We start from the raw sequence: 25,112 nt of genomic DNA, 5'->3' as shown, positions 1-25,112 counted from the left end.
GCCCCCGCCCCCACGCATCGGTGCATGTGGGGCCGGGATCGGACGCGGAGCGCCAAACCCGGGATGATCTTGGTTACACCCGTGGCGCCGCTTTGCGCCCAATGACCCGAATTTTTCCGTTGTTAACGCATTTGTGGTAGCCACAGCGCGATTAACCATTGCATCGGGGCGCTCGATTGGTTATCTTCAGTTCAGGGCTGTTTGCCCTGGTGCTTGACCCTATGGATGGATTGGCGGCAAGAGGCATGGTACTGCGAGAACTCTCAGACGAGGACCGTATTCGCGCACGGGCAAAGGCGTTGGCGGCACGCACGCGACGGGCCGAGATCAAGAACCAATTCGGCGCCGGCAAGCTGAGCATCACCGACCTGTTGGAGCTGGTGCCCGACGACGAGGCCATCGGCCGGCTGCGGGTCATGGACCTGCTGGAGTCCGTTCCGGGTGTCGGCGAGATCCGCGCCCACACGCTTATCGATAGACTAGGTATTTCACCCAGCCGACGCCTGCGCGGGCTGGGGCGCAAACAGCGCATCGCATTGGTGGAACATTTCCAGCAATCGCCCCCCAAAACGAAAGAGTAACGAAGCACACCATGACGGTTAGCCCCCACCCAACGGTCACAGTCCTCGCCGGTCCCACGGCCGTAGGTAAGGGAACGATTTCGACCTACATTCGCGACAACTACCCCCAGGTGTGGCTCTCGGTGTCCGCCACCACGCGCAACCCGCGCCCCGGCGAAATAGACGGGGTGCACTACTTCTTTGTCGGCCCCGAAAAGTTCGGCGAACTGGTCGAAAACGGGGAAATGCTCGAATGGGCCGTCGTGCACGGGCAGAACAGCTACGGCACCATCCGCACCAAGGTCGAGGAGGCGGTGGCCGCGGGGAAGCGGGTGCTGCTGGAGATCGACCTGCAGGGCGCACGCCAGGTGAAGGCGAACCTGCCGGAGGCGAAATTCGTGTTCCTGGCCCCTCCCAGCTGGGACGAATTGGTGCGCCGGCTTGTGGGCCGCGGCACGGAAACCCCCGAGGAGCAGCAGCGCCGGCTGGAAACCGCTAAACTGGAGCTTGCTGCCGAATCCGAATTTGACGTGACCATCGTCAACGACGAGATTTCGCGGGCTGCTGACGAGCTGGTGACCCTCATGGGGTTGACCCCGCACGCACGCTAAAAACTTTTGTGTCAGACCCGTTGACCCCTTGGTGCCGCCCGGCGCCCGGGGAGTAAGCGGGTGCAGTACTTATCGTCTTGATCCACCAACTAGTTATTTGGAGGCTTCGTGAACACGAACCTTGAAGGCATCATCAGCCCGTCCATCGACTCGCTGCTGACCACCACCGATTCGAAGTACGCACTGGTGATCAACTCCGCCAAGCGCGCACGCCAGATCAACGCGTACTACGCCCAGCTGCACGAGGGCCTGTTCGAGTACGTCGGCCCGCTGGTCGACACCCGCCTGAACGAGAAGCCGCTGTCCATCGCCCTGCGTGAAATCAACGAGGGCCTGCTCAGCGTCACGAAGATCGAGGAAGTCGCCGAGTAGCACTCGGAAACAAACGATTTACGACGCGTAGGCGCCGGCGCAACCCATTCCCCGACCCCTCACGGGCGGGCCGGGCCCGGCGCCACGCACTAGGCATCGGTGGTAGCAGTGAAGCGCATTGTCCTAGGTGTATCCGCAGGGATCGCCGCCTACAAGGCAGCTTTGCTGCTACGGCTGTTTAAGGAGGCAGGACATCACGTCGATGTCATCCCCACGACCGCGTCGCTGGAGTTCGTCGGCGCCGCCACCTGGGAGGCGCTGAGCGGCAACCCGGTGCACACCTCGGTGTTCGAGGCGGTGGACACCGTCAACCACGTGCGCCTCGGCCAGGAGGCCGACCTGGTCGTCATCGCCCCGGCCACCGCCGACGTGTTGGCCCGCGCCGCGGCCGGGATGGCCAACGACCTGCTCACCGGCACGCTCCTGGCCACCGGCGCCCCGGTGGTCATGGCCCCGGCGATGCACACCGAGATGTGGGAGCACCCCGCCACGGTCGCCAACGTCGCGACGCTGCGCTCCCGCGGCGTGCACATCATCGAACCCGCCGTGGGCAGGCTCACCGGCAAGGATTCGGGCGCCGGACGGCTTCCGGACCCCGAGGAGATCTTCGCCGCCGTCGCCGGGTACCTGGACGAGACGGCACCCTCCGGCGCGTCGGGGCCCGACACGCCGATGGCAGGCACCGCCCCGCGCACCGCCGGACCCGGTCCGCTGGCCGGGAAGGTCGTCGCGATTTCCGCCGGAGGCACCCGCGAACCGCTGGACCCGGTGCGCTACCTCGGCAACCGGTCCTCGGGCCGGCAGGGCATCGCCCTGGCCAAGGCCGCACTCGTGGCCGGGGCCACCGTCCGCTTCATTGCCGCACACATGGACCTGCCCGCGCCCGAGGGCGTGGAGCTGAGCACCGCCTCCACCGCCGCGCAGCTGCAGGGCGCCGTCACCGAGGCCGCACGCGGGGCCGACGTGCTGATCATGAGCGCCGCCGTCGCCGACTTCCGCCCGGCCGAATACGTGGGGTCGAAGATCAAGAAGTCCGACGACCACGCCGACCCGGTGATCACCCTGGTGCGCAATCCCGACATCCTGGCCATGCTCATTGCGCAGCGCGCCGCGGAAGGAGTTGCCGGGGACCTCCCGCCGCTGGTCGTGGGATTTGCCGCCGAAACCGGCGACGCCGAAGCCGGCGTGCTGGAATACGGGGCCGCCAAGCTGGCACGCAAGGGCTGCGAAATGCTGGTCGTCAACGAGGTGGGGGAGAACCTGACCTTCGGGACCGACGAAAACACCGTGACCATCCTCTTCGCCGACGGCGCGGAGCCAGTGCACGCCTCCGGGTCCAAGGACCAGGTCGCCTCCTCGGTGATCGAGGCCGTGGCCGGCGCGCTGGGGGAGGGCACCCGCGACAGATAGCGGGTCGCCGGGGGGCAACTGCGATCCTTCCCACACCCGGTGCCCGTCATGTGCCGACGGAGCGCGTCGCAATGCGCCGCAATCCGTCATGCGGGGACCCCAAAGCGGGCATGTGACGGGGCGGAACCGCGAATCTGACCCGGGGCCCGGTTACCGGTAGAGTGGCTGGGTGACTTTAGAATCCCCGCAGCTACGCCTCTTCACCTCCGAATCGGTTACGGAGGGCCACCCGGACAAGATCTGTGACCAGATCTCCGACGCCATCCTCGACGCCATGCTGGCGCAGGACCCCAACTCCCGGGTCGCCGTGGAGACCCTGACCACCACCGGTTTGGTGCACGTGGCCGGAGAGGTCACCACCGACGGGTACGTCGAGATCCCGGAGATCGTGCGCCGCACCATCCTGGACATCGGCTACGACTCCTCGGCCAACGGCTTCGACGGGGCACGCTGCGGCGTCTCGGTGTCCATCGGGCAGCAGTCCCAGGAAATCTCCGACGGCGTCTTCAACTCCCTGGAGGTCCGCGAGGGCACCGCGGTGGACCCGCGCGACGCGCAGGGCGCCGGCGACCAGGGCCTGATGTTCGGCTACGCGTCCGACGAGACGGCAACGCTGATGCCCACCCCGATCCACCTGGCACACCGGCTCTCCGAGCGACTCACCCAGGTCCGCAAGGACGGCACGCTGTCGCTGCTGCGCCCGGACGGCAAGACCCAGGTGACGGTCGGCTACGACGGGGACAAGCCGGTCTCCGTGGAGACCATCGTGGTCTCCTCCCAGCATGCCGCCGAATTCGATTTCGCGGACCTGCTCGACGGCCTGCTGGCCGAGGTCGTCACCCCGGTGCTCGAGGGCACCGAGCTTGACACCTCCAACACCCGCATCATCCTGAACCCCTCGGGTCCGTTCATCATCGGCGGCCCTGTCGGCGACGCGGGCCTGACCGGCCGCAAGATCATCGTGGACACCTACGGCGGCTTCGCCCGCCACGGCGGCGGCGCCTTCTCCGGCAAGGACCCCTCGAAGGTCGACCGCTCGGCCGCCTACGCCATGCGCTGGGTTGCCAAGAACGTGGTTGCAGCCGGCCTGGCGCGCCGCGTCGAGGTCCAGGTCGCCTACGCCATCGGCGTCGCCCGCCCGGTGGGCCTGTACGTGGAGACCTTCGGCACCGAGACCGTGGACCCGGCGAAGATCACCGCGGCCATCAACGAGGTCTTCGACCTGCGCCCGCTGGGCATCATCGAGGACCTTGACCTGTTGCGCCCGATCTACCAGAAGACCGCCGCGCACGGCCACTTCGGCCGCGAGGATGCGGACTTCACCTGGGAGAACCTGGACCGCGTCGACGCGCTGAAGGCGTACTTCAACGCCTAGCACCGTTCACCGGCCGGGACATCCGCCGGGCATCGGGTGCCGCGCCCGCGAGGCGTTGCGGCACCCGATGCGTTCTTAAGCCGCTCCCGGTCAGCCGGGGTGTCGGCGGTAGTGTGATTCTCAAGGCGTACGAACGGGAGGTGGGGTGCGTGGACCAGTCGCTGCAGCCCTCGCTGCTGGCCGGTTTCGACCTGTCCGCGCCGCTGCCCGGAATCCCGCACATGGCAAGCACGCTTCCGATCGCCCGGGTGGTGATCGATTCGGCCCTCCCGCACCTGGACCGGCCCTTCGACTACCTGGTCCCGGCCGAACTCGATGCGGCCGCGCAGCCCGGGGTCAGGGTGAAGGTCCGCTTCGGCGGGCAGGAACTTGCCGGATTCCTCGTCGAACGCCTCGAGCACTCCGAGCCCGGGATCAGGCTGCAGCCGCTGCGCGCGGTCGTGTCCCCGGAGGTGGTGCTCTCCGCCGAGGTGCTGGCCGTGGCCCGCGCCGTGGCCGAACGCTACGCCGGCGGGGTGTGGGACGTGCTGCGCTCGGCCGTCCCGGCCCGCATGGCCCGGGTGGAAACCGAGAAAACCGATGCCGGGGACGGCATGCGGGCGGACGAACCGCCCGTGGCCGGCCCGGCCGTTGATGCTTCCGCCGTGACTGGCCCGGCCGTGAAAAGCGCGGCCGGCGAACCAGCCGGTGATTTTCCGGCGCCGCTGTTGTCCGAGTACCACGGCGGGGCCGACTACGCCCGGATGCTGCGCACCGGCCAATCCCCGCGGGCCGTGCTCTCCGCGGTGCCCAACCGCCCCGGGGACTGGCCCGCACTGCTGCTCGAGGCCTCCGAGCTGGTCCTGGCCTCAGGGCGCGGGGTGCTCATCGTCGTACCCGACGCCCGCGACATGGCCAGGCTCTGCGCCAGGCTCGATGAGCGACTGGGCCCCGAGGCGTACGCGCGGCTGACCGCCGAGGACGGGGCCACCCCGCGCTACCGGAACTTCCTGCGCGTGGCCCGCGGGTCCGCACGGCTGGTCGTCGGCACCCGCAACGCCGCCTTCGCCCCGGTGAGGGACCTGGGCCTGGCGATCATCTGGGACGACGCGGACAATTCGCACGCCGAGCCGCGCGCCCCCTACCACCACGCCCGCGAGGTGCTGCTGCTGCGCTGCGGCGTCGAGAACGCCGGGCTGCTGCTGGCCGCACCCGGGCGCAGCGCCGAGGCCCAGCGGCTGGTGCGCAGCGGCTGGGCCCACGAACTGGAAGCCGACCGCAAGCTCTTGCGCGCCCATGCCCCGCGGGTCATCGCCGCCTCGGACGAGTTCGAGGCCGAACGCGACCCGCTGCTGCACGCCGCGCGGCTCCCGGCCGCCGCCTGGCGCGAGGCCAAGGCCGCGCTGGCCCGCGGGCCGGTGCTGGTGCAGGTCGCCCGCACCGGGTTCATGCCGGCGCTGCGCTGCGAACGCTGCCGCACCCCGGCCCGCTGCACCGCCTGCAACGGCCCGCTGGCCCTGGGCGATGCCCGCGGGGCCCCGGCCTGCGGCTGGTGCGGCCTGGTGGCCCACGACTGGAGCTGCGTGGAGTGCGGATTCATGCGCCTGCGCGCCGCATCGATCGGGGCGGACCGCACCGCCGAGGAACTTGGCCGGGCCTTCCCGGGCATCAAGGTGGTGGCCGCGACCGGGGCCAAGCCGCTGCACGCGGTGCCCGATTCCCCGGCACTGGTGGTCGCGACCCCGGGCGCCGAACCGGTGGCCGCCAACGGGTACGCGGCGGTGCTGCTGCTGGACGGGGACCGGATGATGGCCCGCGAGGGGCTGCGCACCGGCGAGGAGGTGCTCAACCGCTGGATGGGCGCCGCGTCCCTGGCCCGCGGCCGGGATGCCACCGAGGGACACCCGGGCGGCGGCACCGTGGTGGTGGCCGGGGACCCGACCGAGCCCATGCGTGCGCTGGTCCGCTTTGACGCGGCCGCCTATGCCCAGGCGGAGCTCGATGAGCGCCGCACCCTGGGATTGCCCCCGGCGGTGCGCACCGCCATGGTCAAGGGACCGGCGGGAACCGCCGACAAGTTCATGGACGCCCTGGTGCTGGGCGACGAGGTGCGCCGGCACGGGCCGGTGCTGCTGGGGGAGGGCGAGCACCGCTGGCTGCTGTTCTTCTCCTACGCCCAGGGACCGGCGGTGACCGCGGCGCTGCGTGCGCTGCGTGCCACCTTCAGCGCCGCCAAGGAGCCGGTCGTGGCCATCCGCATCGACCCGGACGGGATCCTTTAGCCCGCCTGGGATCTCTCGCTTGACCGATTCGGCTGCCTTGGCTGGTTCCTTCGCCCGTCGCCCGGGTAGAGCGTGCGCGGCATCCCGCGCGGCACCCACGGGTGCCCGGCGCCCAGGAATTCCTCGATCAGTGCAGCGGCCTCGGGCGCCTTTTCGTAGTGGATCAGGTGACCCACGTCCCCGATCACCCGCATGGTCGCGCGCGGGAAGGTGCGGGCCAGGGAACGCTGGGCGGCCACCGAGCCGAGCTCGTCCTGCTCCCCGACCACCAGCAGCGTCGGCTCGTTGATCCGGGCCGCCACCTCGCGCACCGTGGCGGTGATCGAGGCCGCATAGGCCTCGCGCAGGGTGGAGCGCGAGGTGAACCCGGAGAAATAGCGCCGGTGCTGGTCAAAGACGTAGGCGCGCGTCGCCCGGTCGCTGGACTTGAGCATGGCCAGCGACATCGCATCGGTGACCAGCCGCGAGCGCAGCAGCGCCTCTCCCAGGGCGGCAGGCAGGCGTGCGCCGGCGGCGTAGTAGGCACCTGCGGCGCGGGACATCAGCGCCTGGCTGCCCTCGAGCGCCGGTTCGCAGATCGGGTTGACCAGCACCAGCTGCCCGAAGCTTCCCGGGTGCCGGGCCAGGTAGGCGGCGGCGACGATGGTGCCAAAGGAATGGCCCAGCAAGATCGTCGCCGGACCCAACCCCAGTTGCCCGCGCAGCGCGCCGATGACCTCGCCGTAGCCGGCCACGTCGTGGCGCGGCCCGGTGGTTTCCGGGGCCTCGCCGGGCGCCGGGAACTCCGGGGCAACGTTCGGCGCGCCGTGGGCCGACACGCCGGAAAACGGGGTCGAAGAGCCGAACCCGGGCAAATCCGGAACGATGACGGTGTAGTCCGGCAGCTGCTCGATGATCCGCGCCAGGCCGTGGTGGTCGCCGCGGAAGCCATGCACCGCCAGGATGACGCCGCGGCAGGACGCCGGCGCCGGGTAGGTCCAGCACGACACCTCCGAACCATGCACGTGGTGGATGCTTTTCAGGGCGCGGCGCGGGGTTTGCGGCGGGGAAAGGGGCATGTTCCCAGCCTATCCCGGGCCGCGGGACGCGCGGCTGCGAGGCTCCGGGTTCCACCGGGGATCGGCAACGATTCGCTTACGCTTCACCCCGTGGGCTAGGCACCGGCACCCGCGCCCCGGTAATGTCGAGAAGACCATGTGAAGCACGCTTTACGCCCACTGCAACACCGAAGGATGGCCCCATCGTGGCAGCCACAGCGTCCCACCGATCCGAACTGGCCGCGCTGCGCGCCCGGCCCGGAGCCAAGGTCCTCATCGTTGGCGGCGGCATCAACGGCGTGGCGACCTTCCGCTACCTGGCCATGCAGGGCGTGGACGTGGCGCTGGTGGAGCGCGGGGACTACTGCCAGGGCGCCTCGGGAGCCTCCTCGCACATGATCCACGGCGGCATCCGCTACCTGGAAAACGGCGAGTTCCGCCTGGTCCACGAGTCCGTGCAGGAACGCAACCGGCTGCTGGAGATCGCCCCGCACTACGTCAAGCCGCTGCGCACCACCATCCCGATCTTCTCCACCTTCTCCGGGATCCTCTCGGCCCCCATGCGCTTCCTCACCCACCGCAGCTCCACCACCACCGAGCGCGGTGCGGTGCTGATCAAGGCCGGGCTGGTGCTCTACGACGTTTTTGCCGGGGCCGTGGGGCGCAACACCCCGTGGCACAAGTTCCGCGGGGCCAAGGCCTCGCTGGCGCAGCTGCCGCTGCTGCGCGGGGATGTGAAGTACACGGCCACCTACTTCGATGCCTCGGTGCACAATCCCGAGCGCCTCACCCTGGATGTGCTGCGCGACGGGTTGGAGGCCAACCCGCACGCCCGGGCCAGCAACTACGTCTCGCTGGCCGGATTCGGTGTCGACGGTGCACGGCTGCGCGACGAGCTCACCGGGGAGGAATTCGACTTCGACGCCGACGTGCTGGTCAACGCGACCGGCGCCTGGGTGGATCTGACCAACGAGGCCATCGGCACCGCCAGCAATTTCATGGGCGGGACCAAGGGCAGCCACATCGTGCTTGACCACCTGGGCCTGCTCGAGGCCTGCGGCGGGCGGGAGATCTTCTTCGAGCACTCCGACGGGCGGATCGTGTTGATCTACCCGCTGGGGGACCGGGTGCTGGTGGGCACCACCGACATCGACGCGGACATGGGCGTGCCGGCACGCTGCACCGATGCGGAGGTGGCGTACTTCTTCGACCTGGTCCGGCACGTCTTCCCGTCCATCGAGGTGCGCGAGGAAGACATCGTCTACAGGTTCTCCGGCGTGCGCCCGTTGCCGCGCCACGACGACACCGCCCCCGGCTTCGTCTCCCGCGATTACCGCATCGAACGCACGGCGCTTCCCGGAGGCACCACCGAGCTGTCGCTGGTCGGCGGGAAGTGGACGACGTTCCGCGCGCTGGGGGAGACCCTGGGCAAGAAGGTGCTGGCCGAGCTCGGCGTGGCACCGGGGCCCACCACCAGGAACCTGCCCATCGGGGGAGGGCGGAACTACCCCGGCACCCCCGCCGCGCTCGAGGCCTGGTTTGCCGCCCGCGCCCCGCTGGCCGGACGCCGCAGGCTCGAGGTGTTGCTGGAGCGCTACGGCACCCGGGCCGACACGGTGCTGGAGTTCATCGGGCCCGATGACCCGACGCTGCCGGCCAGCGACGAACTCTCCGCTGCCGAACTTGCCTACCTGGGCACCCACGAACACCTGGGATCGCTGGCCGACGTGTTCATCCGGCGCACCTCGCTGGCCTTCCGCGGGCTGGTCACCGGCGAACTGCTCGAACAGGTCGCCGAGGCCCTGGCCTCGGTGCTTGGTTGGGACCAGGGCCAGGCCGCCGCGCAGGTCGCCGAGTGCCGCCGCGTGCTCACCGAGGACCACGGGGCGCGCCCGGCGCTGTCCAACGCGTAGGGCGTCGCCCAGGGAGGCGGCGCGGCCGCCTTGGCTCCCCGCACATCTCCGATCCCGCCTTACCGCCCCCATCCGACGCTGAAAGGCACCGCCATGAACCAGTACGTCATCGCGATCGACCAGGGAACCACCAGTTCCCGCGCCATCGTCTTTGACCATGCGGGCACCGTTGCCTCCACCGGGCAAATGGAGCACGCGCAGATCTTCCCGCACCCCGGCTGGGTGGAGCACGACGCGCTCGAGATCTGGCGGAACGTGCGGGAGGTCATCGCCGTTGCATTGGCCGGGGGCAACCTCACCCGGCACGACATCGCGGCGGTCGGGATCACCAACCAGCGCGAAACCACCGTGGTGTGGGACCGGCACACCGGCGAACCGGTCTACAACGCGATTGTCTGGCAGGATACCCGCACCCAGGACATCGTCCGGTCATTGGCCGCCGACGGCGGGACGGAGCGGTACAGGCAACGCACCGGGCTGCCGCTGGCCCCCTACTTCTCCGGCACCAAGGTCAAGTGGATCCTTGACAACGTCGCCGGGGCGCGCGAACGCGCCGAGGCCGGGGACCTGCTCTTCGGCAACACCGACTCGTGGGTCACCTGGAACCTCACCGGCGGAACCGACGGCGGGGTGCACATCACCGATGTCACCAACGCCTCGCGCACCATGTTCATGGACCTGGCGACCCTGGCCTGGGACGAGGAGATCCTCGCTGACTTCGGGGTGCCCGCCTCGATGCTGCCGGCCATCAAGTCCTCCTCCGAGGTCTACGGAAAGGTGGCCTCCTCGCAGCTCTTGCGCGAGGTGCCGGTCGCCGGGATCCTGGGCGACCAGCAGGCAGCAACCTTCGGGCAGGCGGCCTTCGGCGCAGGGGAGGCGAAAAACACCTACGGCACCGGCTGCTTTTTGATCTTCAACACCGGCGAAGAAATCGTCCGCTCCAAGAACGGGCTGCTGACCACGGTGGGCTACAAGCTCGGCGACGCGGACCCGGTCTACGCGCTGGAGGGATCGATCGCCGTGGCCGGATCCCTCATCCAGTGGCTGCGCGACAACATCGGCATGATCTCCACCGCCGCCGAGGTCGAAACCCTGGCCGCGGGCGTGGTGGACAACGGCGGGGTGTACATCGTCCCGGCCTTCTCCGGGCTCTTCGCCCCGTACTGGCGCGCCGAGGCCCGCGGGGCCATCGTCGGGCTGACCCGCTTCGCCAACAAGCACCACATCGCCCGGGCTGCGCTGGAGGCCACGGCGTTCCAGGTCCGCGAGGTGCTCGACGCTGTCAACGCGGACGCTGCGGTTCCGCTGACCGAGCTGAAGGTCGATGGCGGGATGGTGGCCAACGATGCGCTCATGCAGTTCCAGGCCGACCTGCTCGGGGTCCCGGTCATCCGCCCGACGGTCACCGAGACCACGGCGCTGGGAGCGGCCTACGCCGCCGGGCTGGCCGTGGGGTTCTGGAAGGACCTCGGGGAGCTCGAGGCCAACTGGTCCGAGGACAAGCGCTGGGAACCTGCCATGGCCCCGGCCGAACGCGAGCGACAGATGCGCCTGTGGAAGAAGGCCGTCACCCGCACCTTCGACTGGGTCGACCAGGACGTGCGCTAATCGCCTTTCGTGGGCAGCCACATCGTGCAGGCCGGCGCCGCAGCGTCTCGGCTGCATAACGTTGTGGGCCAAAACGCCCCGCGAGATGCACCCGTGGCTAGGGTGGAAGGAACTTCGGCCCGCATACTTCGGCGTTCGGGCCCACCCACGCTTCCGCCCCTGCGGGCAGGAAGCCGCACGGACAGGCGGGCAAGGCATGCGGGCATTGGTGCGGATTCTTGGCGGGGCGGCAGCGGGTTTCGTGCTGTTCGCGCTGCTGGGCTACCTGGGAATGCATTTTGACTGGCTGTCCAGGGGCGTGCGCCTGGACTGGGGAGGTCAACCCTTCGCGGTGATGATGCCGCGGGCCGGCTGGGAATTCGGTGCCGCGATCGCACTGACCGTCGTGCTTGCCGGCATCGGGGCCGTAACGCACCTGCAGTCCAAACGCACGGCAGGCGTGGGGGCCGTGCTGGCGGCGGCTCTCGTGATGGCCGCCTGCGTGCTCATCTTCGGAACCAGCGAGGTGCAGCAAGCCATCCGGATGGACCCGAGCTACACCGAATACCCGGCATTGTCCGCAAGGGTGGCGTGGCACGGGGCATCATCGGAGGCGACCTATGCGGTGATCGGGGTGCTGGGAGCGATCGCCTGGCTGGGACGGCGTCCGGCACCGGCGGGACCGCTGCACCACGACGACTCGGCGGCCTACCGCCGCCCCGTCCAATAGGGGGGCCGGGACACGAACCCGCACCCCGCACGGTTCGTGCGGTAGAATTGGCGACATGAACGTTGCGCTCTTGCTAACCTAGCCGTACGGGATACTCCCCGTACGGCCGCCCCTTGATTGCCAAGGGGCTTTTGTGTGTCACGGGCATTTGCGCCAGGCACACCCACTCGGCTCAGCTGGCCAAGAGACGTTCCCCCACAGGCGCACGACAAAAGAAGGCGAAACACGATAGTGAGCACTCAGCCCACCGGCACCGAAACCGCGGACAACGATTCCACCGCAGCGGCCTACAGCTTCCAGGACATGGAAGCCAAATGGGCTCCGGTGTGGGACGAACTAGGGGTCTTCACGCCCAAGGACGACGGCAGTGCCGAGCGCCGCTACGTGTTGGACATGTTCCCGTACCCCTCCGGCGACCTGCACATGGGCCACGCCGAGGCCTTCGCCATGGGAGACGTCGTCGCCCGCTACTGGCGCCAGCAGGGATACGACGTGATGCACCCGATCGGCTGGGACTCCTTCGGGCTGCCCGCCGAGAACGCCGCGATCAAGCGCAACGCCCACCCCTCGGAGTGGACCTACGCCAACATCGACACCCAGGCCGCCAGCTTCAAGCGCTACGCGATCTCCGCCGACTGGGAACGCCGCATCCACACCTCCGACCCGGAGTACTACCGCTGGACCCAGTGGCTGTTCACCCGTTTCTACGAAAAGGGCCTGGCCTACCGCAAGAACCACCCGGTGAACTGGTGCCCGAAGGACCAGACCGTGCTGGCCAACGAGCAGGTAGTCAACGGCGCCTGCGAACGCTGCGGCACCCCGGTGACCAAGAAGTCGCTGAACCAGTGGTATTTCAAGATCACCGACTACGCCGACCGCCTGCTCGATGACATGGACGCGCTGCACGGGCACTGGCCCGAGCGCGTGCTGGCCATGCAGAAGAACTGGATCGGCCGTTCCGAGGGCGCGCACGTCGACTTCATCGTCGAGGCCACCGACACGCAGGAAGCACACAAGACCACGGTCTTCACCACCCGCCCGGACACGCTGCACGGCGCCACCTTCTTCGTGGTCGCCGCCGACGCCGAGCTGGCCAACGAGCTGGTCACCGAGGAGCACCGCCAGGCGCTGGAGGAGTACCAGGACAAGGTCAAGGCCTTGAGCGAGATCGAGCGCCAGGCCACCGAGCGCGAGAAGACCGGTGTGTTCACCGGTCGCTACGCCATCAACCCGCTCAACGGGGAAAAGCTGCCGGTCTGGGCCGCGGACTACGTGCTGGCCGAATACGGCACCGGCGCGATCATGGCCGTGCCCGCCCACGACCAGCGCGACCTGGACTTCGCCCGCACCTTCCACCTGCCGGTGCGCGTGGTCGTTGACACCGGCGCCGAGGATCCGGCCGAAACCGGCATTGCCACCGCCGGCGAGGGCACCCTGGTGAACTCCGGCGAGCTGGACGGGCTGCCGAAGGCCGAGGGCATTGCCCGCGCCATCGAGATCGTCGAAGCCGCCGGCACGGGCGAGAAGTTCGTGAACTTCCGCCTGCGCGACTGGCTGCTGAGCCGCCAGCGTTTCTGGGGCACCCCGATCCCGATCATCCACTGCGAAACATGCGGCGAGGTCCCGGTTCCGGATGACCAGCTGCCGGTGCGCCTGCCGGACGACCTGCGCGGCGAGGACCTGGCCCCCAAGGGCACCAGCCCGTTGGCAGCGGCCAGCGACTGGGTCAACGTGCCGTGCCCGAAGTGCGGGACCGACGCCAAGCGCGACACCGACACCATGGACACCTTCGTGGATTCTTCCTGGTACTTCCTGCGCTTCGTCTCCCCGAACTACACCGAGGGCCCGTTTGACCCGCAGGCGGTGCGCGACTGGATGCCGGTCGGGCAGTACGTGGGAGGCGTCGAGCACGCCATCCTGCACCTGCTCTACTCGCGCTTCTTCACCAAGGTCATCCACGACCTGGGCCTGATCGACGTGACCGAACCCTTCAGCGCGCTGCTGAACCAGGGCCAGGTGCTCAACGGCGGCAAGGCCATGAGCAAGTCGCTGGGCAACGGCGTGGATTTGGGCGAGCAGCTGGACAAGTACGGCGTTGACGCCGTGCGCCTGACCATGATCTTCGCCTCCCCGCCGGAGGACGACGTGGACTGGGCCGATGTCTCCCCTTCGGGTTCGCAGAAGTTCCTGGCCCGCGCCTGGCGAATGGCCCAGGATGTTTCCAGCGCACCGGGGACCGACCCGGCCACCGGTGACAAGGCGCTGCGCTCGGTCACCCACAAGGCGGTGCACGAGGCCGCCGGCATGCTGGATACCGGCAAGTTCAACGTCGTGATCGCCAAGACCATGGAGCTGGTCAACGCGACCCGCAAGGCCATCGACTCCGGTGCCGGCGCAGCCGACCCGGCGGTGCGCGAGGCCGCGGAGGCCGTGGCGATCATCCTCTCGCTCTTCGCCCCGTACACGGCCGAAGACATGTGGGCGGCCCTGGGGCACGAGCCCTCGGTCGCCAACGCCGGATGGCCCGCCGTCGACGAGGCGCTGCTCATCGAGGACACCATCACCGCCGTGGTGCAGATCAAGGGCAAGGTCCGGGCCCGCCTGGAGGTCTCGGTGGACATCACGGCCGAGGAACTCGAGGCGCTGGCCATGGCGGACGAGGCCGTGGTGCGCTGCCTCGACGGTGCGGCGGTCGCCAAGGTGATCGTGCGCGCGCCGAAGCTGGTCAACGTGGTCCCGGCCTCCTAGGCTTCCGCAAGGTAGCCTTCTTCCATGGACCAATCGCAGCCCGCCCACCAACCGCCGCGCCCCTCGGGCCCCGGCGGTTGGATGGGTCGGCTGCGCGGCCGGAGGCAACGCACCGGCGCCCCGGTGCAGGGCAAGGCCCAAAATGCGGGCTCGGTGCCCGTGGGCGTGGTGACCGATTCGGCCGCCGCGCTGCCCGAGACCTGGGTGGGGCAGCACGCACGCTACCTGCGAGTGGTGCCCATGCCGGTGATGGTCGATGACCAGATCTTCTCCGAGGGCACCGACGATGTGCCCACCGAGCTTGCCCTTGGCCTGGCCATGGGCAAGGCGGTGCGCACCTCGCGCCCGGCCCCCGGGCAGATGCTGCGCGCCTACCAGGAACTCGCCGCGGCCGGGGTGAAGGAAATCATCTCCATCCACCTCTCCGGCGCACTTTCCGGAACGGTGGAGGCCGCACGCCTGGCCGCCGAGTCCTCCCCGGTTCCCGTCACCGTCGTCGATTCGCTCACCGTGGCCCTGGCCGAGGGATTTGCCGTCATGGATGTGGTGGAGCTGGCCGCGACCGGCGCGCCCATCGAGGAACTGCGGGCCGTGGCCGAAAGGGCCGCGGAAAACCACGTGTACTTTGCCGTTCCCTCCCTGGAGCAGCTGCGCCGCGGCGGGCGGATCGGGGCCCTGGCCTCGGTGCTGGGCACGCTGCTGAACGTCAAGCCGATCCTGTCGGTGTGCGACGGGCACATCATCGCCCACGAAAAGGTCCGCACGCATTCGCGCACGCTGGCCCGCCTGGTGGCCATCGCCCGGCAGGAGGCCGCCGAACGCGGGCCCGAGGTGCGCCTGGCGGTGCACTACTTCGGCAACCAGGAAGCAGCCGAGGAAATCGTGCAGGAACTGGCCGGTGCCTCCGCATTCGAGGTCCTGGCCATCCCGGTGCCCGCGGTGCTCGGCGCCCACACCGGCGCCGGGGTGCTGGCCGTCGCGATAGCCGGCGGCAAGGAACCTGCAGCGCCGGGTCCTGCGCGTCCCGAACCGAAGCCCAGGCCGGCACCGAAGCCGAAACCCGAGCCCCGGCCCAAGCCGGAGCCGAAGTCCCGCAACGAGGCCCCGCGCCGCGATGCACGCCGCCGCACGGCCGCGGTGCAGGCGCCAAGTGCACCAAGCGCGCAGACCCCGCCGTCGGTGCCCGGCCCGGAACGTCCCGAAACCCCATAGCACCAGGACCGGCTTGACCGGACCGCGGCCGGCAGGGGTTCTCCACAGCCGGGCACCGATCGACCCGCGCAACAACGCGGCTCGGGTGCAATGGATTGCATGGGCTCTCACGAATGGGCGGATCATGCCGCCAGGACCAACCTGGGCCCGGCCCCCGGGCACTTGCGTGTGCTCATCGGCAGATCCGCGGCAATCGTCCTGATCCTCGGCGCCCTGACGTGGATCTCGGTGTCGCTGCTGTTCAACCCGCCCCCGCGTGCCCCGGGCAACACCGAAACCATCCCGCTGCAGGTCGCCCAGCCCCCGCAGGTTGAAGCCACCGGCGACCCGCCTGCCAAGGAACCCCCGCCCGAAAAACCCATTCGGGAACCGGGGCAACCGGCACCCGACTCCCCCGGTGCGGGGGACGGATCGGCCCCGCCTGCTGCCGGTGCCACCGCCGTGGTCCACATGATCGGCGCGGTGAAGGACCCCGGGGTCTACGCCCTGCCGCTGGGTTCGAGGGTGCTCGATGCGGTGAACCGGGCCGGAGGCCTGGCCAAGGACGCGGCACCCGAGGCGATCAACCTGGCCGCCCAGATCCGCGACGGCGAACAGATCCGCATCCCGCGCCGCGGCGAAGCCGCACCGGGCCCGGTGCCCGACCCCGGACAGACAGGCGGCACCGGGCCTCCGGGTGCCGCGCCGGGCAAGCTCAACGTGAACACCGCCAACCAGGCGGCACTGGAAGAACTGCCGGGCATCGGCCCCGCCCTGGCCGGAAGGATCCTGGCCTTCAGGCAGGCCCATGGTCCTTTCAAGAACCTCAGCGAGCTGGACGCCGTCAGCGGCATCGGCCCGGCGATGCTGGGCAACCTGCGGGACCTGGTGGTGTTTGAATGAGCGCCCCGCCCGGCGGCCGCGCCATGGGATGGGCCGCGGGAAAACTCGCCGAAAAGGCCCGCAAGTGGCTGGAGATCGCCCCAAGGGATGCCCCGGAGCCGGAGCCCGGGCGCGTTGACCTGCGCGGCTGCTGGGCGCTGGCCGGGGCCTGGGCCGCGGCGCTGGGCGGGGTGCAGCTGGCCGAAACACCCCAGGTTTTCTGGGCCGTGGGACTGTGGCTTGCCGCCGGAACCGGGTTGCTGGCGTTGCTGCGTCCCCGGCACGGGCGACTGGGGCCGGCCGCGACCCCGAGCTTTGCCGCACCGGCACTGGCCTGCGCCGCGGCGGGGCTGGTCTTCACGCAATTGGTGCTCACCGGGGCCGGCAGCAACCCTGCCACCCTGAAGGAAGCGGCGGCCAGCGGGTCGCCGGTGCGCGTCCAGCTCGCCTTCACCGCCGCCCCGAGGGCCGGGACAGTCATCGACAGGTTCTCCGAGGACGCCCGGGAGCACCGGCAGTTCACCGTCGAGGCGCGCGTGCTCTCCGTGGCCCGGAGCGGGAACTGGATCGTCTCAGGGGTCCCGGTGCGGCTGAGCTACCCCGAGTCCCGTGCCGGAGGGATCCCGCCGGCCGCCGGCACCACCGTGGAGGTCATTGCCAAGGTCTCGGCCGCCGAGCCCGGGGACCGGCTGCGCTTCTGGCTCAACGCCGCCGCGGACCTGCTCCCGGTGGGCGAGCCCAAGGAACCGGGGGTTTTCGAGGCGATGCGCGCCCGCTTCGTCGCCGCCTGCGCAGCGCTGCCGCAACCGGCCCGCGCCCTGCTCCCGGGCATGGTGTTCGGGGACCGCAGAGGAGCGGACAAGGCGTTGAACGAGGCCATGAAGGTGGCGGGGCTTTCGCACCTCAGCGCGGTCAGCGGCGCAAATTGCGCCATGGTGCTGGGCTTCGTGGTGGCGCTGTGCCGGGTCCTGGGCCTGGGACGGGCGCCCACGCTGGTGCTCGGCCTTGGCGCGTTGGCCGGGTTCGTGCTGCTGGTCGGATACGAGCCCAGCGTGCTGCGCGCGGCGGTCATGGGCACCATCGCGGCCGTGGGGGTGCACGCCTCCCGGGGCCGGAACGCACTGTCGGCGTTGTCGTTGGCGGTGGTGCTGCTGCTGGCCATCGACCCGTGGCTGGCCGGCGAGCCTGCCTTCCGGCTCTCCGCCCTGGCCACCGCCGGGATCGTTGTCATCGGGCGGCGCCTGGCCGAACGGCTGAACCGCTGGATGCCGGCGGTCCTGGCCGAGGGCACAGCCATCGCCCTGGCCGCGCAGATCGCCTGCCTGCCGGTGCTGGTGGCCCTGAACCCGTCCTTCTCGCTGTACTCGGTGCCCGCGAACCTGCTGGTGGCACCGTTCATCCCGTGGATCACCGTGGCCGGGACGCTCGGCGTCGTGGTGCTGATGCTGGTTCCGCCGGTGGGCCTGGCCCTTGTCTGGTTGGCCGGGATGCCGGCGATGGTCGTGGGAATCCTCGGGACATGGATCGCCTCGCTGCCGGGGGCGCTGCGGCCCTGGCCCGCCGGTGCGGCGGGGATCGTGCTGGCGTGGGGCATCGTGCTGGGCGTGCTGGTTGCCCTGGGCCAGGTGCGCCCACTTGCCGGCACCTGGCGGTCAGCGGCGCGGCTGGGCGTGCAGGGGATCGCGACGGGGTTGCTGCTGGGACTGGTGCTTCCGGTCACCGCGCTGGTGCCCGCCCCGGCGATCGATTGGCTGGTGGTCGCCTGCGACGTGGGGCAGGGCGACGGGATGCTGTTGAACGCCGGGGACGGAAGCGCGGTGGTGGTGGACACCGGGCGCGAGCCCGGTCAGATCGATGCGTGCCTGGATCGGATGCGGGTCAAGGAGGTCGCCGCGGTGTTCATCACGCACCGGCATGCCGACCACGACGGCGGGCTGGAGGGCGTGGGGGACCGGCGGAGCGTGGACGCACTGTACTACTCCGCGGCCGACGACCCGGATGATCCTCCGGTGATCACGGACGGCCGTGGCCGGGAACCGGAGGCGAAGCAGCTGGGTTCGGGCGCCACCGGGAACGCCGGGCCGTTGTCGTGGCGTGTGCTGGGCCCGATCCCCTCGGGGCTGTTCACCGACGAGAACGACGCATCGCTGGTCATCCGCTTCGAGATCCAGGTGCCCGGGGCGCCAAGGCCGGTATCGCTGCTGGCCACCGGGGACATGCAGGAAGAAGCCATGGGCCAGCTCATCGACAGGGGGCTCATCACCCACGCCGACATCCTGAAGGTGGCGCACCACGGAGCCGCGAACGGCGGGGTCCGCACGGCGCCGGCGGTGCGGCCGGTGCTGGCGCTGATCAGCGTGGGGGCGCAGAACACCTATGGCCATCCCTCGGACACGGCGCTTCGGGCGCTGGAGGAGAACCACGTGGTGGCGTTGCGCACCGATATCCGCGGGACCATCATCGTGGGCTGGGACGGAAAGGGGCTGGCGGTTTCCTCCCTCGGCCCGGGGCCGGCGGCGGCACCGTGATCGACACGAATACCGGACAACCACAGGGGATATGCCGCTTTCCGGGGTTGGGGATAGGATCGATGGGGTTGTTCAAACACTAGGTAAAGGTCGGTCATGGCAGCGCCACGAGGCACATCCAAGAACGCGGGCATTTCATGGCGGTCCGTGGCTCCCGCGCCACTGGTCCTGTTGCAGGGTTCCGAGGAATTGCTGGCCAGCCGCGCCTTCGATGCCGTGCGTTCGGCCCTGCGTGCCGGTGCCGAGATCGAGCTGGTCCGCTTCGAAGCCAACAGCTACGAACGCGGCGAACTGCTGCTGGCCTCCAGTCCCTCGCTGTTCAGCGAAACCAAGCTCATCGAGGTCCGCTCGATGGCCGCGATGAACGAGGACTTCCTCAACGACGCCCTGGCCTACGCGAAGTCCCCGGCGCCCGATGCCACCTTGGTCATGCACCATTCCGGGGGAGTGCGCGGGAAGAAACTGCTGGATGCGCTCAAGGCCGCCGGAGCGGTTCTCGTTGACTGCCAGCCGCTGAAGAAGGACTCCGAAAAGGTCGACTTCGTCACCCAGGAATTCCGGGCCGCCAAGCGCAAGCTCAGTGCCGAGGGTGCCCGCGCCCTGGTTGCCGCACTGGGCAGCGACCTTTCGGAACTGGGCGCCGCCTGCTCCCAGCTGTTGCAGGACACCACCGGGGCCATCGACCAGGACATGGTCGACAAGTACTACGGCGGCCGCGTGGAGGCCACCGGGTTCAAGGTAGCCGATGCGGCCTTGGCGGGCCGGGCCGACATCGCCCTGAGCACGCTGAGACACGCATTGGCCACGGGGACCGACCCGGTGCCGATCGTCGCGACCCTGGCCATGAAGCTGCGCCAGGTCGCCAAGGTGGCCGGGGCACGCAAATCCTCGGGCCAGCTGGCCAGCGAGTTGGGGATGCCGCCGTGGCAGGTCCAGCAGGCCCAGGAGCAGGCCCGGCATTGGAACGTCGATGACATCGCCCGCTGCATCCGGCTGGTCGCGGAGGCCGATGCCCAGGTCAAGGGCGCGTCGCGTGACCCAGAATACGCCGTGGAACGTGCGGTGACCCAGATCTCGCTGGCTGCGCGCCGCTAGGCGGTACGCGCACGGAGCCGCGAAGCCGGACGGGCCTCAGGCCTTGGGCCGCTGCAAGGCACCGGCCGCATCCGTGCGCTTCGGCATCGGTCCGAATGCGCCCAGGAATCCCAGGCGGGAGACCAGCGCCACGGCGTAGCGGTTCCACGGTCCGCAAAAGAACAGGACCGCGGCACTGGCGCTCACCATCGCTGCCAGTACTTCCGTGGGGTAATGCACGCCCACGTAGAGGCGCGACAGCGCCAGTCCGGCCACCATCGCGCTGCCGAAAACCACCGAGAACCGTTCCCAACGGGACCCGCGGGCCAGGAACCAGATGGCGAAGGCCAAACCCACCGCCAGGCTCACGTGACCCGAGGGGAAAGAATCAAAGCCGGTTTCGGGTGCCAGCGGGTCCACGAGCAGGGCCGGGTTCGGCCGCGGCCGTTCCACGACGACCTTCACGAGCTGGGCGGAGAGCCAGCCCACGGACGCGACCGACCCGAATGCCAGCGCATTGACCGGTGATCGGCGCACAACCAGCAGGAACAAGCAAGCCAACGCCAGCAGGACGGTCCCGCCCACGGGGCTGAAAATTCCGCCCAGGGCCATGGCCGCAGCGTTGAGCACCCCGTCATGGTGCAGGCTGAGCTCCTGGTCCACCACCAATTCCGCACCCGCATAGCCCGGGATCAAACGGGCGCTGAAGCCCGTGGCCAGCACCGCCGCGACAAGCATGCCGGGCACCATGATCCATCGCCGGATCTGCGGCAGGGTTTCCAGTCGCCTGGCCGGGTGTGGTGGGGCAGGTTCTTGTCGGGGTGCGGTGTTGTTGCTCATGGTGCGGGGTGACTCGCTTCCGGGTCCGTTGCTGCTCGAGGCGGCACCCGTCCGGGCGCCCGATCGATCACAACGGCGCCGGCAGGGTGTTTCCGGCTTACAGGTCAGAAAGTGTGTCCGTGAGGGGCCTGCATCCCAACGACGGCGCGGCAGAACGGGGTTTCTTATAGTCTTGGGCCATTAAACGTGAATGGTTCTGGAAATTCGAGGCACTGTGAAGTATGTGGATCTCGTCTGAAACGCAATGGAAAGACAACGGCAGGGACCCAGCGCTGGAGGTGCATTGACTGCGGGGCCAGCAGCGTGCGCAGACGGGCGGACCTGGCCCGCAGGGCCGAGCTGGACCGGTTCGTGGCCTGGCTGATGGGCAAGGATTCCCAGGCCGAGATCGGGCCCGGCAGCGGGCGGACCTTCCGCCGCTCCACCCGGTGGTGCTGGAACATCGAACCCGCCCCGGCGGTGACCGGCGAGATCCACGGGCAGGTCCAGATGGACGGCATCTACCTGGGCCGGGGGTGGTGCTGCCTGATCGCGATCGCCGACGGGCACGTCATCGGCTGGCAGTGGTGCGACACGGAAAAGTCGGCCGCCTGGCTGGCCCTGATGGAAGCGATCCCGGCCCCGCGGGCGGTGGTCATCGACGGCGGCTCGGGGCTGGCCTCGGCCCTGTCGCGGGCCTGGCCCGAGACCCGGATCCAGCGCTGCCTGGTCCATGTCCAGCGCAACGTGCGCACCTACCTGACGCTGCGGCCGCGCACCGACGCCGGGCGGGCGTTGCGCCGTATTTCCCTGGCCCTGACGCGGCTGAAGACCACGCAGGAGGCCGCCGCCTGGGTGCTGGTGCTGAACCAGTGGTACACCGAGCACGGCGAGCTGATCAAGGCGCGCACCTACCAGCAGGGTCCCGCGGGTTTCCGCCCCGCCGGCGTCCGGGCGGGCCAGGCCTGGTGGTACACCCACGACCGGCTGCGCAAGGCCTACCGGCTCATGGAGCGCCTGGCCAGGAACGGGCACCTGTTCACCTACCTGCACCCGGAGCTGGCCGATATCGGCGTCGACTCGACGACCAACCGGATCGAGGGCGGGGTCAACACGCACCTGCGCGCCCTGCTGCGCACCCACCGGGGCATGCCCCCGGCCCACGCCAAGCGCGCCGTCGAATGGTGGCTCTACACCCACACCGAAAACCCGGCCGCGCCCCACACCCTCATCCGTCCCGAGCACCTCAAGCCATTGCCGAGGCAAGCACCCCGTGAGGAACCGGTTGGGCCGGAGTTGCTCGGCACCGCACTGAGCGAGTCCGAGGGGCTGTGGGCCCGGAAGGGATGGGCCGGCAGGCCCTGCTGAAACACGGTCCGACATGGCAATGCCCCGGGTGACACACCCGGGGCAGACACACATTTTGTCCTATAGGCCGTGTTTCCTGCAAGGACCTTGGGTGAAAGAAGCGGAAACCGGGTTAAAGCACGAAAGGTTCCTATTCCCCTAGATATGGAGGAAAAGGAACCTTTCGATTCAGTGACGCAATCCTTAGAGGGCGTTAACCTTCTTGGAGATGGCCGACTTGTGGTTTGCTGCGTTGTTCTTGTGCAGCACACCCTTGGTCGCGGCCTTGTCGATCTTGCGGCCAGCTGCAACCAGTGCGGTTGCTGCTGCATCCTTGTCTTCGGCTGCAACGGCAGTGTTCACTGCGCGGATTGCGGTGCGAAGTTCGGACTTGACGGCAGCGTTACGCTGGCGTGCCTTCTCGTTGGTGAGAATGCGCTTCTTCTGGGACTTGATATTAGCCACTGTATTAAACTCTCTTGCTCATCGCTTGTAATGGTCGGTGAGGGATATCTTCCGGGCCATTGACTGAGCGGCGTGGGGATACCTATGGCGACCCGGGAGAAGTGCCCGTCGACCTGCGCGGACACACAAGAAGTAATACTAGCAGGTTCGGGTGGCCGTCTCGACACGAAAGCACCGCGATCAATTGTGAGCTACACCCGCCGTGGCCAAGCGGGCTTCATGGGCAAGCCCATGCATGAAGTCGCGCCGCAAACGGCACTGGCTGCTCCCCGGCCCCGAAAGCAGGGGGCAGTCCCTGCGCCGGCAGACCCGCAATCTAGCGCGCAAGCTCCATCAGGTCGTCGATCGATATGCCGGCATCCGAGGCCGGTCGTCCCAGTATCGAGGACAACACCTCGAACAGCGCGGACCGCGGATCCGCAACCATGCGATGGGACCGCCACCCGATGTGCTTGTCCGGGCGGACCAGGATGACACCGTCCTCTTCGACCTCGCGTTGGTGCATCCAATCCCCGTAGAGGTCCTGCACCTCGAGGCCCTCGCCGATGACCACGGCCACCAGCTCGATGCCAAGCCCCGCGGCCACCTCGGCTGCGGCGTCTGCCCACGCCTGACCGGTGATGCCGGTAAAGAGCGTGAACCCGGTGCCCTTGGCGATGTCGTGGGTGGAGAACTTCAGGTCCCTGTCGCCGAGCCAGGCATGGGGAAGGCGCAACCCCGGGTAGGTGGACTTCTGGTGGTGGAGCATCGGGTCTTGGGTGGATTCGGGGCGTGTGCCTCCGTCGGAAACGACGGCGCTCGACTCGTAGAACTGGCCGATCTCCGTGCCCTGGGCGTTGAACTCGTAGTCCTTGTTGTCCAGGGCGGCCCGCAGGGCCTTGCGGCGTGCGGCGCCCTCGGGGGAGTTTTCCTTGCGCAGCTTGAGCTTCTGCACGAATTCCTCGTCGGTGGTGGCGTCGGTGACGCCCAGGGCGTCGAAGATCGGCTTGTATTCGCGCCCGGAATCATTCGCACGGGTGACGATCTGCTTGGCGACCGGGGCGCGCTCGACCGAGTAGGTCTCCAGCAGCTCGTGGCCGGCCTGCCCCTTGATCACCGCTGCAAGTTTCCACGCCAGGTTGTAGGCGTCCTGGATGGAGGTGTTCGAGCCCAGCCCGTGGCTCGGCGGGTGCTTGTGGATGGCGTCTCCCGCACAGAAGACGCGTCCCTTCTGCAGGTGCGTGGCGTATTGCTCGTTGTTTCCCCACAACGAGTACCCCAGGATCTCGACCTCGAGGTCCTCGATGCCGACCAGGTTGCGGATGACGCGGATGGCTTCGTCGTTGTCGAGCACCGGGGGCTCGCCGTTGATGTCGAAGCCCCAGCAGATCAGCCACTCGTTCCACGGCCTGACCATGCGGATCAGCCCGGCGCCAAGGCCGCCGATGTTGGAGCCGGGGTTGAAGACCCAGTAGAGGATCGAGGGGCGGTGGGCGGCCAGGTGGGCGAGGTCGGCCTTGAAGGTGATGTTCATGGAGCCGCCGATGTCCATGGCGCCCTCCATGGGCAGGTCGATGTCGGCGGCGACCTTCGAGCGGGCACCGTCGGCGCCGATGAGGTACTTGGCCCGGATCGTGTATTCGTGCCCGGTGAGCCTGTTGAGCACCTGCACGCTCACGCCCTCGGCGTCCTGGGTGTGGCTGAGGTATTCGGTGGAGAACTGCGTCTGGGTGCCGCGCATGGTGGCGTTCTTGAGCATGATCGGCTCCAGCAGCGTCTGCGGGATGTCGCAGGGCATCGAGGGGGAAGCCAGCTCGTAGTCGGCCCGGCGGTCGGGGCGCAGGCCCCAAGTGGGGCGGCGCCCGATTTCCTCGCCGGCCATGGACTCGCAGTAGACGGTGTCACCCATGAGCTCATGCGGCGTCGCCTCGGCCAGGACCTGGTCCTCGATGCCTGCATCCCGCAGCACCTCCATGGTGCGCTGGTTGGTGATGTGGGCGCGCGGGGTGTTGGCCGTCCAGCGGTACTTGGTGATCATGATGTTCTCGATGCCCTGGTTGGACAGGAAGAGTGCAGCGGAGCTGCCGGCCGGCCCGGAGCCGACGATCAGGACGTTGGTCGTGACGATGTTCGGGGTCTGGGGCGAAGCGGTTTCGGTGATTCCATCGTTGAAAACAGGCATTGGGTGCCTCCCTTGCTTGGACTTTGGCTCACTTCCCGTGG

19 protein-coding genes are annotated in these 25,112 nt (G+C 69.0%); 15 read left to right on the top strand and 4 right to left on the bottom strand.

The features are described 5' to 3' along the window. The first annotated feature begins 245 nt into the window (after positions 1-245). The 6 genes from mihF (at position 246) to JOF46_RS13760 (ending at position 6,589) form a co-directional block, all read left to right on the top strand. Positions 246-581 carry an integration host factor, actinobacterial type gene (gene mihF, locus JOF46_RS13785; RefSeq protein ID WP_071215083.1) on the top strand — a complete coding sequence of 112 codons (336 nt, stop codon included), beginning with the start codon at positions 246-248 and terminating at the stop codon, positions 579-581. Positions 582-592: 11 nt separating this feature from the next. After that, positions 593-1,171 carry a guanylate kinase gene (gene gmk, locus JOF46_RS13780; protein ID WP_209907977.1) on the top strand — a complete coding sequence of 193 codons (579 nt, stop codon included), beginning with the start codon at positions 593-595 and terminating at the stop codon, positions 1,169-1,171. A 108-nt stretch (positions 1,172-1,279) separates the two neighbouring features. After that, a complete protein-coding gene (gene rpoZ, locus JOF46_RS13775; protein WP_113762374.1) occupies positions 1,280-1,543 on the top strand; it encodes a DNA-directed RNA polymerase subunit omega in 264 nt (87 codons plus the stop codon). A gap of 108 nt (positions 1,544-1,651) precedes the next feature. After that, positions 1,652-2,953, top strand: a complete 1,302-nt coding sequence (locus tag JOF46_RS13770; protein WP_209907975.1) for a bifunctional phosphopantothenoylcysteine decarboxylase/phosphopantothenate synthase — start codon at positions 1,652-1,654, stop codon at positions 2,951-2,953. A gap of 169 nt (positions 2,954-3,122) precedes the next feature. Beyond that, complete coding sequence (metK, locus tag JOF46_RS13765) at positions 3,123-4,328, top strand: methionine adenosyltransferase (RefSeq protein ID WP_209907974.1); 1,206 nt, start codon at positions 3,123-3,125, stop codon at positions 4,326-4,328. A gap of 149 nt (positions 4,329-4,477) precedes the next feature. Continuing rightward, a complete protein-coding gene (locus JOF46_RS13760) occupies positions 4,478-6,589 on the top strand; it encodes a primosomal protein N' family DNA-binding protein (RefSeq protein ID WP_209907972.1) in 2,112 nt (703 codons plus the stop codon). Here JOF46_RS13760 and JOF46_RS13755 read toward each other — a convergent pair. Further along, positions 6,586-7,647 (bottom strand): alpha/beta fold hydrolase, encoded by a 1,062-nt coding sequence (locus JOF46_RS13755; protein ID WP_209907970.1) that lies wholly within the window; start codon positions 7,645-7,647, stop codon positions 6,586-6,588. The genes JOF46_RS13760 and JOF46_RS13755 overlap by 4 nt on opposite strands. A 185-nt stretch (positions 7,648-7,832) precedes the next feature. Between JOF46_RS13755 and JOF46_RS13750 the strand changes: the two genes are divergently transcribed. From JOF46_RS13750 to holA, 8 genes are all read left to right on the top strand, one after another. Next, on the top strand, positions 7,833-9,539 hold the full coding sequence (locus tag JOF46_RS13750; RefSeq protein ID WP_342592452.1) for a glycerol-3-phosphate dehydrogenase/oxidase: 1,707 nt from the start codon (positions 7,833-7,835) through the stop codon (positions 9,537-9,539). A 93-nt stretch (positions 9,540-9,632) separates the two neighbouring features. After that, positions 9,633-11,147 (top strand): glycerol kinase GlpK, encoded by a 1,515-nt coding sequence (gene glpK / locus JOF46_RS13745; RefSeq protein WP_209907966.1) that lies wholly within the window; start codon positions 9,633-9,635, stop codon positions 11,145-11,147. A 196-nt stretch (positions 11,148-11,343) separates the two neighbouring features. Beyond that, positions 11,344-11,856 carry a hypothetical protein gene (locus JOF46_RS13740; RefSeq protein WP_209907964.1) on the top strand — a complete coding sequence of 171 codons (513 nt, stop codon included), beginning with the start codon at positions 11,344-11,346 and terminating at the stop codon, positions 11,854-11,856. Between the two features lie 231 nt (positions 11,857-12,087). Next, positions 12,088-14,604, top strand: a complete 2,517-nt coding sequence (leuS, locus tag JOF46_RS13735) for a leucine--tRNA ligase (protein WP_425355056.1) — start codon at positions 12,088-12,090, stop codon at positions 14,602-14,604. A gap of 24 nt (positions 14,605-14,628) precedes the next feature. Further along, on the top strand, positions 14,629-15,816 hold the full coding sequence (locus JOF46_RS13730) for a DegV family protein (RefSeq protein WP_245348129.1): 1,188 nt from the start codon (positions 14,629-14,631) through the stop codon (positions 15,814-15,816). Positions 15,817-15,915: 99 nt separating this feature from the next. Further along, entirely contained in the window at positions 15,916-16,698 is a 783-nt protein-coding gene (locus JOF46_RS13725; RefSeq protein WP_209907962.1) for a ComEA family DNA-binding protein, read from the top strand. Further along, positions 16,695-19,205, top strand: a complete 2,511-nt coding sequence (locus JOF46_RS13720; protein WP_209907960.1) for a ComEC/Rec2 family competence protein — start codon at positions 16,695-16,697, stop codon at positions 19,203-19,205. Before JOF46_RS13725 ends, JOF46_RS13720 begins: the two co-directional genes overlap by 4 nt. A 96-nt stretch (positions 19,206-19,301) precedes the next feature. Continuing rightward, positions 19,302-20,300 carry a DNA polymerase III subunit delta gene (gene holA / locus JOF46_RS13715; protein WP_209907958.1) on the top strand — a complete coding sequence of 333 codons (999 nt, stop codon included), beginning with the start codon at positions 19,302-19,304 and terminating at the stop codon, positions 20,298-20,300. Between the two features lie 36 nt (positions 20,301-20,336). Here holA and JOF46_RS13710 read toward each other — a convergent pair whose 3' ends face one another. Beyond that, positions 20,337-21,119: a phosphatase PAP2 family protein gene (locus tag JOF46_RS13710; RefSeq protein WP_209907956.1), complete on the bottom strand. Its 783-nt coding sequence runs from the start codon at positions 21,117-21,119 to the stop codon at positions 20,337-20,339. A gap of 132 nt (positions 21,120-21,251) precedes the next feature. Between JOF46_RS13710 and JOF46_RS13705 the strand changes: the two genes are divergently transcribed. Further along, positions 21,252-22,466 (top strand): IS1249 family transposase, encoded by a 1,215-nt coding sequence (locus tag JOF46_RS13705; protein ID WP_209911439.1) that lies wholly within the window; start codon positions 21,252-21,254, stop codon positions 22,464-22,466. A 183-nt stretch (positions 22,467-22,649) separates the two neighbouring features. Here the strand turns inward: JOF46_RS13705 and rpsT are convergent, their stop codons facing one another. Together rpsT and JOF46_RS13695 are read right to left on the bottom strand one after the other, a co-directional pair. Further along, positions 22,650-22,910, bottom strand: a complete 261-nt coding sequence (rpsT, locus tag JOF46_RS13700) for a 30S ribosomal protein S20 (RefSeq protein ID WP_209907954.1) — start codon at positions 22,908-22,910, stop codon at positions 22,650-22,652. Between the two features lie 316 nt (positions 22,911-23,226). Beyond that, positions 23,227-25,071 carry an FAD-dependent oxidoreductase gene (locus JOF46_RS13695; protein ID WP_209907952.1) on the bottom strand — a complete coding sequence of 615 codons (1,845 nt, stop codon included), beginning with the start codon at positions 25,069-25,071 and terminating at the stop codon, positions 23,227-23,229. Positions 25,072-25,112 lie beyond the last annotated feature (41 nt).

The organism is Paeniglutamicibacter psychrophenolicus (assembly GCF_017876575.1).
Classification (GTDB): Bacteria; Actinomycetota; Actinomycetes; order Actinomycetales; family Micrococcaceae; genus Paeniglutamicibacter; species Paeniglutamicibacter psychrophenolicus.
Note: the sequence above shows the minus strand (reverse complement) of the source record. Positions and strands in the feature narration are given on the sequence as shown.

Bases quoted from the DNA above. Each gene is read 5' to 3' on its own strand.
- mihF (WP_071215083.1), top strand. From the start codon at position 246: ATGGTACTGCGAGAACTCTCAGACGAGGACCGTATTCGCGCACGGGCA.
- gmk (WP_209907977.1), top strand. From the start codon at position 593: ATGACGGTTAGCCCCCACCCAACGGTCACAGTCCTCGCCGGTCCCACG.
- JOF46_RS13755 (WP_209907970.1), bottom strand. From the start codon at position 7,647: ATGCCCCTTTCCCCGCCGCAAACCCCGCGCCGCGCCCTGAAAAGCATC.
- glpK (WP_209907966.1), top strand. From the start codon at position 9,633: ATGAACCAGTACGTCATCGCGATCGACCAGGGAACCACCAGTTCCCGC.
- JOF46_RS13740 (WP_209907964.1), top strand. From the start codon at position 11,344: ATGCGGGCATTGGTGCGGATTCTTGGCGGGGCGGCAGCGGGTTTCGTG.
- JOF46_RS13730 (WP_245348129.1), top strand. From the start codon at position 14,629: ATGGACCAATCGCAGCCCGCCCACCAACCGCCGCGCCCCTCGGGCCCC.
- JOF46_RS13725 (WP_209907962.1), top strand. From the start codon at position 15,916: ATGGGCTCTCACGAATGGGCGGATCATGCCGCCAGGACCAACCTGGGC.
- JOF46_RS13720 (WP_209907960.1), top strand. From the start codon at position 16,695: ATGAGCGCCCCGCCCGGCGGCCGCGCCATGGGATGGGCCGCGGGAAAA.
- holA (WP_209907958.1), top strand. From the start codon at position 19,302: ATGGCAGCGCCACGAGGCACATCCAAGAACGCGGGCATTTCATGGCGG.
- JOF46_RS13710 (WP_209907956.1), bottom strand. From the start codon at position 21,119: ATGAGCAACAACACCGCACCCCGACAAGAACCTGCCCCACCACACCCG.
- JOF46_RS13695 (WP_209907952.1), bottom strand. From the start codon at position 25,071: ATGCCTGTTTTCAACGATGGAATCACCGAAACCGCTTCGCCCCAGACC.